General features: G+C 58.3%; 15 protein-coding genes and 1 pseudogene. 10 read left to right on the top strand and 6 right to left on the bottom strand.

Features of this window, described 5'->3' with window-relative positions; translation table 11 throughout:
• Nucleotides 1-14: 14 nt before the first annotated feature.
• Complete coding sequence (locus tag ACVWXE_RS07535) at nt 15-1,706, bottom strand: S-layer homology domain-containing protein (protein WP_457489975.1); 1,692 nt, start codon at nt 1,704-1,706, stop codon at nt 15-17.
• Nucleotides 1,707-2,021: 315 nt separating this feature from the next.
• Here ACVWXE_RS07535 and psbE point away from each other — a divergent pair, with 315 nt between their 5' ends.
• The 7 genes and pseudogenes from psbE to ACVWXE_RS07500 all read left to right on the top strand — a co-directional run bounded on the left by psbE (nt 2,022) and on the right by ACVWXE_RS07500 (nt 3,990).
• Nucleotides 2,022-2,267, top strand: coding sequence for a cytochrome b559 subunit alpha (gene psbE / locus ACVWXE_RS07530; protein WP_011433109.1), 246 nt, complete (start codon nt 2,022-2,024; stop codon nt 2,265-2,267).
• A 76-nt stretch (nt 2,268-2,343) separates the two neighbouring features.
• On the top strand, nt 2,344-2,475 hold the full coding sequence (psbF, locus tag ACVWXE_RS07525) for a cytochrome b559 subunit beta (protein ID WP_011433110.1): 132 nt from the start codon (nt 2,344-2,346) through the stop codon (nt 2,473-2,475).
• 5 nt (nt 2,476-2,480) lie between these two features.
• Complete coding sequence (locus ACVWXE_RS07520; protein ID WP_011433111.1) at nt 2,481-2,606, top strand: photosystem II reaction center protein L; 126 nt, start codon at nt 2,481-2,483, stop codon at nt 2,604-2,606.
• Between the two features lie 143 nt (nt 2,607-2,749).
• Entirely contained in the window at nt 2,750-2,869 is a 120-nt protein-coding gene (locus ACVWXE_RS07515; RefSeq protein WP_457444939.1) for a photosystem II reaction center protein J, read from the top strand.
• 121 nt (nt 2,870-2,990) lie between these two features.
• Nucleotides 2,991-3,224, top strand: a pseudogene (locus ACVWXE_RS07510) (transposase); the annotation flags it as partial.
• 143 nt (nt 3,225-3,367) lie between these two features.
• On the top strand, nt 3,368-3,838 hold the full coding sequence (locus tag ACVWXE_RS07505) for a photosystem I reaction center protein subunit XI (protein ID WP_011433113.1): 471 nt from the start codon (nt 3,368-3,370) through the stop codon (nt 3,836-3,838).
• 38 nt (nt 3,839-3,876) lie between these two features.
• Nucleotides 3,877-3,990 (top strand): photosystem I reaction center subunit VIII, encoded by a 114-nt coding sequence (locus tag ACVWXE_RS07500; protein ID WP_011433114.1) that lies wholly within the window; start codon nt 3,877-3,879, stop codon nt 3,988-3,990.
• A 654-nt stretch (nt 3,991-4,644) separates the two neighbouring features.
• On the opposite strand, the gene ACVWXE_RS07495 is transcribed toward ACVWXE_RS07500, so the two are convergent.
• The 5 genes from ACVWXE_RS07495 to ACVWXE_RS07475 all read right to left on the bottom strand — a co-directional run bounded on the left by ACVWXE_RS07495 (nt 4,645) and on the right by ACVWXE_RS07475 (nt 10,024).
• The gene (locus ACVWXE_RS07495) at nt 4,645-6,078 is read right to left on the bottom strand and encodes a 1-acyl-sn-glycerol-3-phosphate acyltransferase (protein WP_414381867.1); all 1,434 of its coding nucleotides are present in this window, start codon (nt 6,076-6,078) and stop codon (nt 4,645-4,647) included.
• Between the two features lie 334 nt (nt 6,079-6,412).
• Nucleotides 6,413-8,005 carry an Hsp70 family protein gene (locus ACVWXE_RS07490; protein ID WP_457489974.1) on the bottom strand — a complete coding sequence of 531 codons (1,593 nt, stop codon included), beginning with the start codon at nt 8,003-8,005 and terminating at the stop codon, nt 6,413-6,415.
• Entirely contained in the window at nt 8,005-8,568 is a 564-nt protein-coding gene (locus ACVWXE_RS07485) for a helix-turn-helix domain-containing protein (protein ID WP_457489973.1), read from the bottom strand. Before ACVWXE_RS07485 ends, ACVWXE_RS07490 begins: the two co-directional genes overlap by 1 nt.
• A 50-nt stretch (nt 8,569-8,618) precedes the next feature.
• The gene (locus ACVWXE_RS07480) at nt 8,619-9,137 is read right to left on the bottom strand and encodes a hypothetical protein (protein WP_457396225.1); all 519 of its coding nucleotides are present in this window, start codon (nt 9,135-9,137) and stop codon (nt 8,619-8,621) included.
• Between the two features lie 527 nt (nt 9,138-9,664).
• Nucleotides 9,665-10,024 carry a hypothetical protein gene (locus ACVWXE_RS07475; RefSeq protein ID WP_457489972.1) on the bottom strand — a complete coding sequence of 120 codons (360 nt, stop codon included), beginning with the start codon at nt 10,022-10,024 and terminating at the stop codon, nt 9,665-9,667.
• A 180-nt stretch (nt 10,025-10,204) separates the two neighbouring features.
• Here ACVWXE_RS07475 and trpB point away from each other — a divergent pair, with 180 nt between their 5' ends.
• From trpB to ACVWXE_RS07460, 3 genes are read left to right on the top strand one after another with little or no spacing between them, the layout of a single operon-like run.
• The gene (gene trpB / locus ACVWXE_RS07470) at nt 10,205-11,458 is read left to right on the top strand and encodes a tryptophan synthase subunit beta (RefSeq protein WP_457489988.1); all 1,254 of its coding nucleotides are present in this window, start codon (nt 10,205-10,207) and stop codon (nt 11,456-11,458) included.
• Between the two features lie 37 nt (nt 11,459-11,495).
• A complete protein-coding gene (locus ACVWXE_RS07465; protein WP_457489971.1) occupies nt 11,496-12,278 on the top strand; it encodes an AMMECR1 domain-containing protein in 783 nt (260 codons plus the stop codon).
• Complete coding sequence (locus tag ACVWXE_RS07460) at nt 12,268-13,032, top strand: pantothenate kinase (RefSeq protein ID WP_414330996.1); 765 nt, start codon at nt 12,268-12,270, stop codon at nt 13,030-13,032. Before ACVWXE_RS07465 ends, ACVWXE_RS07460 begins: the two co-directional genes overlap by 11 nt.
• Nucleotides 13,033-13,035: the final 3 nt, after the last annotated feature.

Raw genomic sequence — 13,035 nt, 5'->3', positions numbered from 1 at the left:
CTCGGGGATCCTAGCTAAGGGGCGATGGTAATGGGCGAGGGGCTGGTTTGGGTGGTCTTTTGGCCCCCTCTTTGCAAAATCACCTCGATGATGCCGTTGTTGACCGGCTGCATGTTGAAGGGCAACTGCTGCTGGGTTTCGTATAGGCCCGGCGCCACCTCCCGCATTTCGACTTCCGGCGTTACCCCAACAATCCGAAAAGCAGCCCGCCCCCCCGGATCCCCTCGCATGGTGACTTTGAGAATTTCTCCCATGCGCAGATTGGTGCTGTTGGTGGTGACACTGAAAATCTGGGGCAGTCCCGTGGCGACGGGTGCGGAAACCGGCTGAATGGTGGAGCGGGTTCCTCTGGAGCCATCGATGGAAAAAGGAAAAATCTCCCGATGTTCCTGGCTGAGGCCGTCCTTGGTGAGCACAATCCTCAAGGTGGGATTGTTGGCCTGGTGGGTGGGGGCTACCACGTAGGTGCTTTCGTAGTGGTTGGGTCGTACCTCCCGCATCGGCTGGTTCAGGGCCAGATTCCCCAGATCAAACTGGGCGATCCCTCCAGATTCCCCCCAAATGGCAATGGTGAGAATGTCCCCTTCCACCAAGTCGCGCTGGGGATCCAAGCGAATGGCCTCAATGCGCGGATAGCGATTGCCGGCTGCAGTCAAAGGGGCAGGGGACGGCTGCGGCAGAGGAGCCGGGGGCGGAAATACTGATTCCACTGGCGGAGGAGCAACATTGCCCAAGGCCAGTTGAGGTAGCCGCCGTTGAACGCGGGTACTGACGCCATTGAGGGTCAACTGAATACTGATGTCGGGGCCAAAGACGGCATCCTGAGGACCAAGGCTATAAACTGCGCGGTAGTAGCCGGGCTGCACCTCCTGCATCGGCAGACCCTGAACCACGCCGCCGATATCGACCGTAGCCCTGCCGTTGGGAGTGGCCTGCGCTTCAATGGTCAAGGTTCCCCCTGCAGGAACACTTCCTCCCTCGGGAGTGATCCGCGTTTGGAAGATTTCGGGTTGGACAGTCTCGGCCACCCGGGCTGGGGAGGGACGCAACTGGGCCACAGGGGGTGGCAAGGGCGGAAGCTGACCGCGATATACCAGGGCCTGATGCAACAACACTGCCCCTTCTGCTCGCCTCAGCACCCGATTGGGCTGAAGACGGGCCGGATCCGGCACATTCACCAGCAGCCCCGCCTCGCCTGCCATGGCCACAAAAGCCCGCCCTACCTCCGGCACATCAGCCGCATCGGTGTACAGAGCCATCCAGCGCTCAATGTCGGCCTGGGTGGGAGCAGGCAATTGCAGAGCCCGCACCAAAATGGCCAGGGCTTCCAGGTGGGTGATATCCCCTTGCGGGCGAAACTCGTTGCCCTCGTATAGGCGCATGGCCCCCGCCTGTAGCACGGCTTGGGCAGTCCAATAGTCGGGGGTGTTGGGCTCCAGGTCGCGAATCTCCTGCACCTGGTTGGGATTGGGAATGTAGCCGAAAAACTCCGTCAGCCACTGGGCCAATTCCAGACGGGTCAGGGTGGCTGACAGGGGTTCTTGGGTGATCACCACATCTGTCTGACGTTCCAGAGCCGCCACGTAGGGGTCGGTCCAGGCCAGCGAGGCTTGCTGCTCCACCCCTTGGGACCAAGCCGGCAAGCTGACACCCGACCAGCCCAGCGTCCAACACAAGCTCAGAGCTAGGGGCCACGAGCACCGCATAGCTGTCACTCCTGTTCCAACAACATCCCCTCAGGGCCAGCTTATCTCAAACTTCCGCCCCATCCTCAAGCCCTCGATACCCGTTGGGATTGCGCCCTTTGGCAGTGAGATTCTGAAAACTCGGGTGAGGAGGTTGGTCACAGGAACCCCATAGGAGATTTTACTTATCCAAGACAAGATTGAGATCCGGCTTGGCAGCAAAGGGGCTAAGCGAATGTCTTGCAACTTGTAGTTGTGCATCCAAATCCTTATCATTGTGTTATAGACTCAGAAAGTTCAGAAAGCACTTTTGCCCCTACCCTAGGGAGGAGTTTCATGGCTGGCAGCACCGGAGAGCGACCTTTTGTCGATATCATTACCAGTGTCCGCTACTGGGTTATTCACGCCCTGACCATTCCCGCTTTGTTTTTGGCAGGCTGGCTTTTTGTGAGCACTGGCCTGGCCTATGATATTTTTGGCACCCCGCGCCCCAATGAGTATTTCACGGCAGAGCGCCAGGAGTTGCCGATCGTTAGCGATCGCTTCAATGCTCTGGAGGAGCTGGAGAGGCTGACTCGCTAGGAGTGCCCGTGGGTAAGTGGACTATTCGTTGTTGCAATTTGTAAGTTGATTGAGCTTTTTGCGTAGGGTGATATCTATGGCCACTAAATCTGATGAACCCGTTTTTTACCCTGTTTTTACCGTCCGTTGGCTGGCGGTACATACCTTGGCGATCCCAACTGTTTTCTTCTTGGGAGCCATTGCTGCAATGCAGTTTATTCAACGGTGAACCCAATGGCTGATCAACCCGAAAGGAATCCCAACTCCCAACCTGTCGAGCTAAACCGCACTTCCCTTTACTTGGGTTTGCTGCTGGTGTTTGTGGTTGGGCTGTTGTTCTCCAGCTATTTTCTCAACTGAGGCCAGGATCCCACTCTGCTCTTCTTAGAGTTGAAAGGGGCTGGCAAGGGATACAGTTGGCTTTTGGCCAGCTTTTGTTCCCTTATTACCGAAAATGTAATTGCTGCTAGTTCCGTCTTTAGTTCTTTTGGAGACCAGTTGCTATGACCAGTCAAGCAAGGATCCCTTTGTGGATAGTGGCTGTGGTTGCCGGTTTGGGTGTGATCACGGTAGTTGGGCTCTTTTTCTATGGCTCCTATGCGGGCCTAGGCTCTAGTCTGTAGGTTTGAGGTTTTCGGTCTGGTAGTAGCCCGCAATAGGTAGGGGTACAAAGCCGCATGGTTTTTATGGCCTAGCTGAATTCAGTTAGGCCTTTCGATGCTGTTGTATCTACCACTTTTTCCGGGGCTACCCATCACGTTGAAATCCTTTTTGGTGACCAATGCAGGGGAGTCTGTTCCAGTTCCCCAGTATTATCGCCAAGCACAAAAGCGGTTACAGAGATTACAGCGGTCATTATCCCGCAAGAAGCAAGGGTCAAACCGCCGTAAGAAAGCCTTAAGGCGAGTGGCGAAGGCCCATCTCAAAGTAGCCAATCAGCGCAAGGATTTCCACTACAAGACAGCCAACTGGTTGTTAGGGTGAGTGTTGAGAGGATGTCACAAGAGCTATCTCTGTGTTAAGCGAGCATGAACTTTTTTAACGATCCGGGTGGTGGTTGCCGAGAGGGTAACTTAGGCCCCGTAGAATGAATCGCAAAATTCCAGGCAGGACATTCGGACATGGATTACATTCGCACCTTTAACGACGATCCCTGCGAGGGGCATCTTTCGACGCCCATCAGCGATTCTCCTGTCACCCGTCTGTTTATCAACAATCTCCCCATCAACCGTCCTGGCTTATCGCCGCTGTTGCGGGGGCTGGAAATTGGGCTGGCCCATGGCTATTTCTTGGTAGGGCCAGAAATTGTGCTGGGGCCGCTGCGGGATTACCCTGAGGCAGCTAACTTAGGCGGGCTGGTTACGGCGATGGCGATTGTGCTGCTGGGAACCGCCTGCATGTCGGCCTATGGCAGCGTTACCTTCGGAAACAAGCCGGAAACACCGGGGGCCGCTCCTCTGGCTACAGCTCGGGGTTGGGGGGATCTGACGGCAGGATTTTTCTTGGGAGGTATGGGTGGAGTGTTTGCTGCCTATTTCCTGCTGGAGAACTTTGCCGGGATCGACGCCATCTTTCGAGGGTTGGTGAATTAGTTGTCAAGTTTGTCACATCACTTGAGAGGAGCAAAATCATGACCGGTTCTTACGCTGCTGCTTATCTTCCTTGGATTTTTATCCCCATTGTTGGTTGGCTGCTTCCTGCAGTGGGCATGGCAGTGCTTTTTTTGTACATTGAGCGGGACTAGTCCCGGAGTGCTTTGATACTCACTAGTGCTGATTAATTTCAATTATTTCAGGCTAGAGATCAACCCCAGATATTGAGGCAGGGATCCCTTTTTTAGGGATCCCTCTCTTTTGGTCAGGATGATTTCCATCCGCGCTACCAGAGTCCCGAAAGGCGAAGGCTGTCCCCTCACCTCTTTTTTTTAGGAAGGGAGCATTTCCAAAGGAGTTTAGATTGGAGCAGGATCCGGCGAGCTGATCCCAAGCCAACAAGGGGAAGGGCAGCTTCCGCAACACCCTTGCAACTTCAACGAGAAGGAGGAGTCGATGGCCAGCCTTAACTTTCCAACCCTGCGTATTGGGGATCCCATTCAAGAGGGCAGTTTCCAGGTTTTCCCTCTCTTTTCTTAGGGGGAGCAGGAAGTTGCCTATCGCCTTCCAGATCTGCAAACCAAGGAAGCAACCATCACCGAGGTGAGCGAGGCCGGAGCAGTACCTCACCTGGTTGTGGAAAACCACAGTGAGTTCCTATTGCTGCTGGGAGTACCGAGCAGAGTCCCAGCGGGGCGACCAAGGCTCAGCTCTGTTCCATGACGGGAAGGTGGTTTATCTCTCGGCAGTCTCTCGGCGGTAGTGCCAGGCTTCTCACCTAAGCTGGTTCCCCCTTTGGGGGATCCCTAGAAATTGGAAGAAAAAGAAAGAAATTGGAAAGAAAAAACATCCTGAGTTAGCTCGGTCACCGCCTGTTTGGCTTCCTGGCGGCCTCGGCAATACCGCTCTAACCGCTCGCTAACGGAGATGGGATCCCCGACGGTCACGTGAACCCCCCGCCAGCCTAGGCGAGGGCGGGCTGGGTAGGATTCCCCTCGAAGGCGGGCCAGCACATCAAATAGAATGAGGGCAGTTTCTGCCAGCCGCTCAAAAGAGGGTTTGCTCAGCAAATACTCTTCCTGGACGGCTACACAGCTTTCCACCAAGCGCATGTGCTGCAGGTAGAGCGTTGCCTGGTGGGCTTTCCAGTCGAGCAACCCCCGCTGCAGGGGAGACAGGGATCCAGGATGCCGCAATTCTTCTCGGTAAATCTGGATCCAGGCGACTTCTTCAATGCGGCGGCAGCGGCTGTTCCAATCCCCCTGGGGAGATAGGCCAAAGTAGGTCTCTGCGGTTTCCAGGGCTCTGTGGAGCAGCCGCTCCAGGCGAGCGTTAAAGTGGCCAGGGGCTAGCCTCTGCTCTATCCGTGGTTCTTCTTCATCTCTCCCAGAGATGAAGGGAGGTAGGTCGTAGAAAGCTTCCAGTTGTCCCAGGAGATGCTGGGCTAGGCGGCAGATCCGCTGGGTGTAGCGAAGGTTGGGGCTCCTGGAGGATCTTGGCTCTGGCTTCGGAGGCGTCAACCCACTCAGGTGCTCAAGGCGCGCCAGCAGGCGCTCCAGCTTCGTCCAGGAGGGATCCGTGTAGTAGTACCGAATGCCAATGGGCAGCAAAATGACGGTCTCTGAGCGACCAGCTTTGGCCAGGTCCTCGGCGCACCAAAAGCACAGCTGAGCCATTCCCGGTTCCAGGGGATTGATCCGTTCGCTGTGGCCGTTGGTGGCTCCTTCTGGGGCGATTGCAAAGGGAAATTGCCCATCCAGGAGCAGTTGCCGGGCCGCCTTTAGCGCCACCCGATCCACCCTCCGACCGCGGCGTATAGGGATCCCGCCCAGGCGAGACAACAGCCACCCCAGCCATTCCCCTCCCCAGAGGGGCATGCCCCGGTCGTAGAGAAAATGGGCGTGAAGGGGTTCTCGAAGGCGGATCCCTTGTCGACGGGCGGCTTCGGGCACCAGGCGAGATAGAACGTACAGGCCCACCAGCGGGTCATCCACCTCCACATGTCGGAAAGCCAGGACTAGGCGAATTTGACCCTCCTGGAACTGGTGGTAGAGCCGCGCCAAGATCTCCGCCCCTGTGGCCTCGATTTTGGCAATGCCGGAAGGAAGCCAGCGCCGCACCCTCACCCGCAAGAGCAGGGGCAGGATCCCGTGGACGAGCCGTAGCACCCAGGCGCTATAGGCGGGCGGAATAAAGTCGAGGGGAGGACGGGCAAAATGGGGCGGTGGTGACAAGAGCAAGATTTGTTCCCAAGGTAGCTCAAGAGAAGAAGTGTAGTTAAACGCAAATCAGATTCATATCCCATCGCTCAGATTATTCATCAAGTCGCTACAGAGATCACTGGATATGCAGCCATTCTCAATCAATAATCAATATCAACAATATCAATGATTGAGATCCTTCCCCTGAGACCCCACGCCGTCGGCGCAACCGCTCTCTACTCTCCTCAAGCCCCCGACCCCTCTCTCACAAGGGGAGATGAGAGTTGGGAATCGTGGCCATGTCGTGCCCTTTACATTGCTTTCTTTGTCTTCCGTTGCAGTGAAGACGCTCTCTTCTCTCTACTTTCGTCTCTTAACTCAAGGTGGCTACAGGCTGGGCCTCTGCCAAGAGCGCCTGAGTTTGCAGGTCGGTGATGGTGACCAACAAGCGCCGCGAGCTATCAATGGCAAATTCGACGCGAAGGCGATCCTCTCCCACGCGGCCAGGGGGCTGCAAACGGGCCAGACAAACCGGTAAGGACTCCGTCTCGCTGAGGCGAATGGGCAGGGATCCAAGAGGAGCTAGAGATCGGAAATCGGTTTGCCGGGTGAGCTGCCGGCTACTCATCCGCCCCAGCTCGTCGTAAACCACTTCCGACTGGGCCACCTGGGCCACTTCTCCCACCTCTAGGCGAATCTCCGTTTGTCCGTCGTTGGCCACTTGCAGGATCAAGGGCTCAGCCCGTCGGCAGGGATAGGGGCTGCCCTGTTCGAAGAGGGGGTAGTAGATGTAGCTTTTCTGCAAGGGATCCCAGAGGCGGAGGGCATAGCTGTGGTGCAGGCGATCCTCCAGCTTCACCTGGCGGCCCACCTGCAGGGCGCCCAGGGCCACAGCATCGAAGGGGCGTTCGCAGCGCACTTTCTTTTTGCCGAAGTAGGAGCGCAGCAGCTCTTGAACTGCTGGCAGTTGGGAGCTGCCTCCTACCAAGAGCACCTGCTCAATTTGGTTCTTGCCCAATCCCCTCGCCTGGGCGGTGAGGAGAACGTCGTCTAGGCACTGGCGGATTTGATCCAAAAGCTGGTGGGTTTCCAGGATCTCTTCCAGCTCCTGCCGGCTTAACTTCAACTCATGGGCAGTGAGGGCTTCGTCGTCAAACCAACTGCCCACCGCTTCCATCTGAGTGGAAAGGGCGATCTTGAGCTGTTCCGCCTGCTCCAGGAGGTTGAGCCAGCCCAGAGCTCCAATTTGCTGTCGGCTTAGCCCCAGTTGCTGCAGTAGGTAGTCGGCAATCCAAATGTCGATGTCCACCCCGCCCACATAGGCATCGGCCTTGGCGATCACCTCCGCTTTGAGGACAGGGCTACCCGCTTGGGGAGCGAGGGTGCGCACCAAGCTGAGATCCAAGGTACCGCCGCCGAAATCCACCACCAGCACTAGGGATCCCGGCTGGCCAACCGCATAGCCCAGGGCTGCTGCCGTGGCTTCATCGACAATTTGAACGGGATCCCAGCCACAGGCACTGGCCACTCCCCGCAGCCAATTGAGGTAGCGCTCAAAAGAGCCGACAGGGGCGGTGAACACCAGCTGTTGCGGCTGCAGGTGTTCTTTCGGGACAGCTTCCATCACCGTCTGCAAAAAAGCTTGGGCCACCCTCTCGGCGTCGTAGCGCTCTCCATCTAGAACTCGCGGCGGAGGGACAAACTCCGCCACCAAGTCCCGCTTAAACCCCTGAAACAGCCGTTGCGGATCCACTGCCCCCCACCGACCGGCGCGCACGGTTTCCCCCACCAGGAGCTGGCCTTTTCCCTTCACGTAGACCAAGCTGGGAATAGCCGAGTGGTCTGGGCGAGAGAGGCCGGGAAGAGTGAGGAGACGGGGCACTGCTTGGGCGGGATCCCAAACTGCCACCACCGTGTTGCTGGTGCCAAAATCAATGGCTAGGGTCGCTTTGGGGGCAGGTGCCATCAGCTCAATCCTCCAGGCAGGGAACGGCTGACTTTGGCTGGGCAGAGGATGTGGTCACCGCGGCGGTAGCCGACAAAGCGAATGTAAACGGGATCCCCCTTCTGAATATCCGGCTGATCCGGTTGATGCAGTTGCGGATCGAAGGGGACGGATTCAAGGGGGCTGCCAATGGACTCATACCCCCAGTGCTGCAGCAGAGCATCCAGGGATCGAAACAAGGCAATCACGTTTTGGGCCGGCCAATCGGGCTTGCGCTGGGCAATCTGGCGGACGGTGGGGTAGCTGGTGAGCAACGGCTGCAGCAGAGAGAAGAGGGCTTCTGATGAATCGGTGGATTCCATTTTGTCATTCCCGTTGAGGCGCAGCAGGGATCCCAAATCCCACTGCAGAGCGGCAGCCAACTTTTGCAGTTGCTCCAGGCGCAGGGATCCCCACTTCCCCTGGCGCACCTGATCAAGGGCGCGGCGGCTGATCCCGGCCTGGGCCTGTAAAGCCCGCCAAGAAGACAGGCCAACAACCCGCATCCGCTCCAGCAGGCAATCATCCAGAGGTTTCTTCACCATCGTTTTTGCCAGGGATCCCTACCGATCTTGTCCCAGATTCGGGGCTTGGCTCAGGGATCGGCAAGGCGCAGGGAACGGCTTATGGCTTCCACATCCCGGTCATAACGGTCACGCCGGTTGGCCGGATACACGAATTCAAAGCCAGCCTGCAGGGAAGGACGGACGATTTTTTTGAGATAGAAAATCCGCTGGCCAAAGTCCTCGTAGCCGGAGACCACGAAGAAATCCCGGCCAACGGTTTGGTAAGTAACCTGGCGCTGGTTTTCCCGGCTGCGGCGAAGTTCTTCCTGCAGGGCGCTGGCAGGGGTTTCTTGAAAGATGTTGTACCCACCCCAAACCCGCAGCTCAGCCCCGTCTTGACCGAGGAACACTTGGCCGTCGCCATTGTCGGATTCCCCTTGCGGGATAAAGTCTGCCGGGTAGTCGATGCGGTAGCCGAAACGGGCATTGAGATAGGGCCGGAAACCGGCTTGGGCAACGGGAAGGGCGGGGGCGGGAGCAATGACGGGGATCCCCGCTCCTAGGATCAGTCCGGCAAGCAGACAAGCTAGGCGAGCAGCAGACTTCATGGTTTTGATTGCTCTAATCTGTAGCTATCCTAAGCTCTCTCACCTCCAGCCCCTCTCCTAGGGGGACAGAATTTGGTTTGTCCAAGCTGATACATTCACGCTGAACTCTCCTGAACATGGTTCAGGAAAGAAGCGATCGCATCCTGCCTATCTCTGAGCAGGAAGGCGGTATCCCGCAAAGCCCTGAGGAATACCCCCCGAGCGCTTTCCCCCTTCACTTCCCGGCAACCGTTGCGGTGGACTCAAGGATCAGGGGGAAACTTGGTCTACTATATCCCTCTCAATGACTTTTGCCAAACCGCCTAAAGCTCAGTAAATTCAGCAAAGTTCAGGGTTTTGGGGGTTAGAGGCATGCTCTTTCCCAAAAGACAAAGGGAATAGGAATCCAAGTTTCACTGCCGTTGAGAATGGGTCGGTTGCGCCGCTTGTATCTGGGTGCCACTTGAAATAGTAGGTATAGCATCTTTTTCGAGAGTTTGAAATAAAATACCGATTTTTGGGCCACTATTTTATTTTGTCGACCAAGTTTAAGTTTGCCGATCAACATCAGGGTTTTGGCCGGAGCGCAGCCGTTCGATTTCTTCTCTTGCCCGCTGGATAGCGCTGCAATTGTCTACCGCTGCCCAGGTAGAGGCCAGAAACAGCCCAGGGAGAGAAACCTCTCCTTCTTCGTCGCTAAACAACACGCCGATGAAGAGACACCACCCCAGAAAAACCATCAAAGCTTTCCACCGCCGCGTGTAGAGGTAGGCTCCGAAGGCAAGCAGAATAGACAGAAGGATCACCATCCCCTCGGACTTTTGAGAAAGGGCATAGGTGCGCCGCACCTCTTCATCTCTGCGCTTTTGATCTTCTTGCTGGAGCAACTCTTGCAGATGCTTGTCCATAAGGCCGCCTCAAAATCGGACGGCCTTATCTTAAAAATCCTGGGAAGACCCTTGTTCAAAACAACTTTTCGGGATCCCACGGCAGAAGAAGAGAGGCGAGACTGGTCATCGCCCCTTCCTTCTGTAGAATGGGAAAGCCTCTCTCTAGTTGCAGGCTACAAGGCCCGGACGGACTCTGCCATGACCTCAGCTCCTCTTGCTTCTCCCCCTCGTGTTTTGGATCCCCTTGACCCGCAGGTGCGTCCGGATCCCCAGGGGCGGTTTGGGCCGTTTGGGGGTCGGTTTGTGCCGGAAACCCTGATGAGCGCCCTAACGGAGCTGGAGGAAGCCTTTGAGCATCACTGGCGGGATCCCGACTTTCGCGCCGAGTTTCACAACCTGTTGCGGGATTTTGTTGGGCGGCCCAGCCCCCTCTACTTTGCCCAGCGGCTAACCGAATACTACGGCGGCCCGCAGATCTACCTCAAACGGGAAGATCTCAACCACACCGGCGCCCACAAGATCAACAACGCCCTTGGCCAAGTGCTGCTGGCGGTGCGCATGGGCAAGCGGCGGATCATTGCCGAGACTGGCGCCGGCCAACATGGGGTGGCCACGGCAACCGTGTGCGCCCGCTTTGGCCTAGAATGCGTCATCTACATGGGGGCGCTGGATATGGAGCGGCAGGCCCCCAACGTGCAGCGGATGCGCCTTTTGGGCGCTGAGGTGCGGGGAGTGGAATCGGGCACGCGCACCCTCAAAGATGCTCTGTCGGAGGCGATCCGCGACTGGGTGACGAATGTGGAGACCACCCACTATGTGATCGGTACGGTGGCAGGGCCCCACCCTTACCCGAAGCTGGTGCGGGCCTTTCACGATGTCATCGGCCAGGAGACGCGGCAGCAGTGCCAGGAAAAATGGGGAGGGCTGCCGGATGTGCTGCTGGCCTGTGTGGGAGGCGGATCCAATGCCCTGGGCCTGTTTAACGAGTTTGTCCGGGATCCAGGGGTGCGACTGATCGGCATCGAAGCCGCCGGAGAAGGGCTGCACACGCCCCGCCACGCTGCCACCCTCAACCGCGGTCGGATTGGAGTCCTGCATGGAGCCATGAGCTACCTACTGCAGGATGAAGAAGGGCAGGTGCAGGAGGCCCACTCCATCAGCGCCGGCTTGGATTACCCCGGTGTAGGGCCCGAGCACAGCTATCTGAAAGAAATTGGACGAGCCGAGTACTACGCTGCCACCGATGATGAGGCCGTAGAGGCGTTGCTGCTGCTGTCGCGGCTGGAAGGGATCATCCCCGCGCTGGAGACGGCCCATGCGCTGGCCTACCTGAAAACTTTGGCCCCACAGCTCGGATCCCAGCAACGGGTAGTGGTCAACTGTTCTGGGCGCGGCGACAAGGATTTGAACACCGTTTTCAAGTATTTGCAGCAGAGAGGGCGTAGCTTTTAGAGTACGGTTGTTGTGACCACCAACGGGATTCTCTTGGGTGTTCACCTGCCGAGTTCACTTCACGGTTCGATTGCTGGGTCTTCAAGGACTCCGTCCCGCTAACGCGATCGGCCTGCTCCTGGCTGCGGGGCTGGGCTTGTGGACGGGATCCCTGCCGCAGCCTTCTGAGACAACTGCCCCTGTTCCTCCGCCGGAGTCCATGGGTGCCTCGCACCGCTTACGGGATCGCACTGGCGGGACGGAGTCCGATTCAGAAGGGATCCCCTCTCCCAGCCGGCGACAACCTCTCCCTGACACCCTGCCGGCGCTGGCGCGTCAGGCCATTGCCTACTACTTCGCCACCGGCCAGGTGCTGCCACCTCCAGAGGAGATCCCGCCCCACTGGCGGCGCTCTGCGGGGGTTTTTGTAACGGTGAGTACAGAGGGTCGGCCCCGTGGCTGCTGGGGCAGCTTGGATCCCAGCGGCGAGGACCTGGCCAGGGCCACCATCCGGGCGGCGGTGGGGGCAGTCACCCGCGATTGGCGCTACGTACCTCTGCAACCCGGGGAGCTGGAGTCGGCCTCCATTCAGGTAGCCATTGTGCGGCGGGTGGTGCCCATTGCGTCGGCGGGACGGAGTCCTTTTGCCGCTGTGGAGCAGGTGGACCCCACCCGCATGGGCCTATTTGTCCGCTCTGGAACCCGGGGAGCGGTGTTGCTGCCGGGAGAGGCTTTGACGACAGAATGGCAGCTTGCTACCGCTAAGAGGTTGGCCGGGATCCCTGCCGACCAGCCGGTGGAGCTGTTTCGCGTGGAGGCAGAGCTGCTGCATGAGTTTTGAGGAGGGGGCAGATCTCAGCGCTTCGCACCGCTGTCGTGAATGGCTGGCAGCCGTGCTGGGCAACACTCACGTGCGCTGGGGCTGGTTTGTGGGGGAGACCCTGGTGAAGGTGGAGCAGTTTCCTGCCCACCAGCCCTTGTCCTGGCCGCAGCAGACAGAGCTGTGGCTGGCTCCTGTGGGCTCTGCTCCCCTGCCGCCGGAATCCCCTTGGGTGCATCGATTGGAGCTATCGCAGGTGCCGCTGCGGGATCCCTACCCAGGGCTGGGGCTGGATCGGGCCTTGGCCTTGTGGGCTGCCGGGATCCACTACGGCTGGCCCTGTTTGGTCATCGACGCGGGTACTGCCCTGACCCTCACAGGAGCTGACTCTGAAGGATCCCTGGTGGGAGGGGCCATCTTGCCCGGCCTGGGGTTGCAGGCGCAGGCGTTGGCTGATCACACAGCCCTGCTGCCCAAAGTGCAGTGGGATCCGCAGGATCCCTTGCCCCCTCGCTGGGCCAACGACACCGTGGCTGCCATCCGCAGCGGCATCCTCCACACCCTCTTGGCTGGCTTGCGCGAGTTCATTGCCGACTGGCGTCGCCGCTTTCCCCAAGGCCCCCTGCTGCTGACCGGCGGGGATGGGAAGTGGCTCCACCCTCACTTGGGCCCGCTTGACCCAGAGCTGCGCTGGGATCCCCACCTGGTGTTGCGGGGAATTGCCGGCTGCCGCCAGCTGCACCGCACTGCCCGCCACTCCCCTAGTGCAGAATAGAAA

It is taken from the genome of Thermostichus sp. MS-CIW-41, from assembly GCF_054058915.1.
The sequence above is the reverse complement of the archived record's forward strand: the minus strand, read 5'-3'. Positions and strand labels throughout refer to the sequence as shown.

Excerpts from the sequence above, each read along its gene's own strand:
- ACVWXE_RS07460 (WP_414330996.1), top strand. The coding sequence starts at position 12,268 with ATGAGTTTTGAGGAGGGGGCAGATCTCAGCGCTTCGCACCGCTGTCGT.
- ACVWXE_RS07515 (WP_457444939.1), top strand. The coding sequence starts at position 2,750 with ATGACCAGTCAAGCAAGGATCCCTTTGTGGATAGTGGCTGTGGTTGCC.
- ACVWXE_RS07475 (WP_457489972.1), bottom strand. The coding sequence starts at position 10,024 with ATGGACAAGCATCTGCAAGAGTTGCTCCAGCAAGAAGATCAAAAGCGC.
- psbE (WP_011433109.1), top strand. The coding sequence starts at position 2,022 with ATGGCTGGCAGCACCGGAGAGCGACCTTTTGTCGATATCATTACCAGT.
- ACVWXE_RS07535 (WP_457489975.1), bottom strand. The coding sequence starts at position 1,706 with ATGCGGTGCTCGTGGCCCCTAGCTCTGAGCTTGTGTTGGACGCTGGGC.
- ACVWXE_RS07485 (WP_457489973.1), bottom strand. The coding sequence starts at position 8,568 with ATGGTGAAGAAACCTCTGGATGATTGCCTGCTGGAGCGGATGCGGGTT.
- ACVWXE_RS07480 (WP_457396225.1), bottom strand. The coding sequence starts at position 9,137 with ATGAAGTCTGCTGCTCGCCTAGCTTGTCTGCTTGCCGGACTGATCCTA.
- trpB (WP_457489988.1), top strand. The coding sequence starts at position 10,205 with ATGACCTCAGCTCCTCTTGCTTCTCCCCCTCGTGTTTTGGATCCCCTT.
- ACVWXE_RS07520 (WP_011433111.1), top strand. The coding sequence starts at position 2,481 with ATGGCTGATCAACCCGAAAGGAATCCCAACTCCCAACCTGTCGAGCTA.
- ACVWXE_RS07500 (WP_011433114.1), top strand. The coding sequence starts at position 3,877 with ATGACCGGTTCTTACGCTGCTGCTTATCTTCCTTGGATTTTTATCCCC.
- ACVWXE_RS07505 (WP_011433113.1), top strand. The coding sequence starts at position 3,368 with ATGGATTACATTCGCACCTTTAACGACGATCCCTGCGAGGGGCATCTT.
- ACVWXE_RS07490 (WP_457489974.1), bottom strand. The coding sequence starts at position 8,005 with ATGGCACCTGCCCCCAAAGCGACCCTAGCCATTGATTTTGGCACCAGC.
- psbF (WP_011433110.1), top strand. The coding sequence starts at position 2,344 with ATGGCCACTAAATCTGATGAACCCGTTTTTTACCCTGTTTTTACCGTC.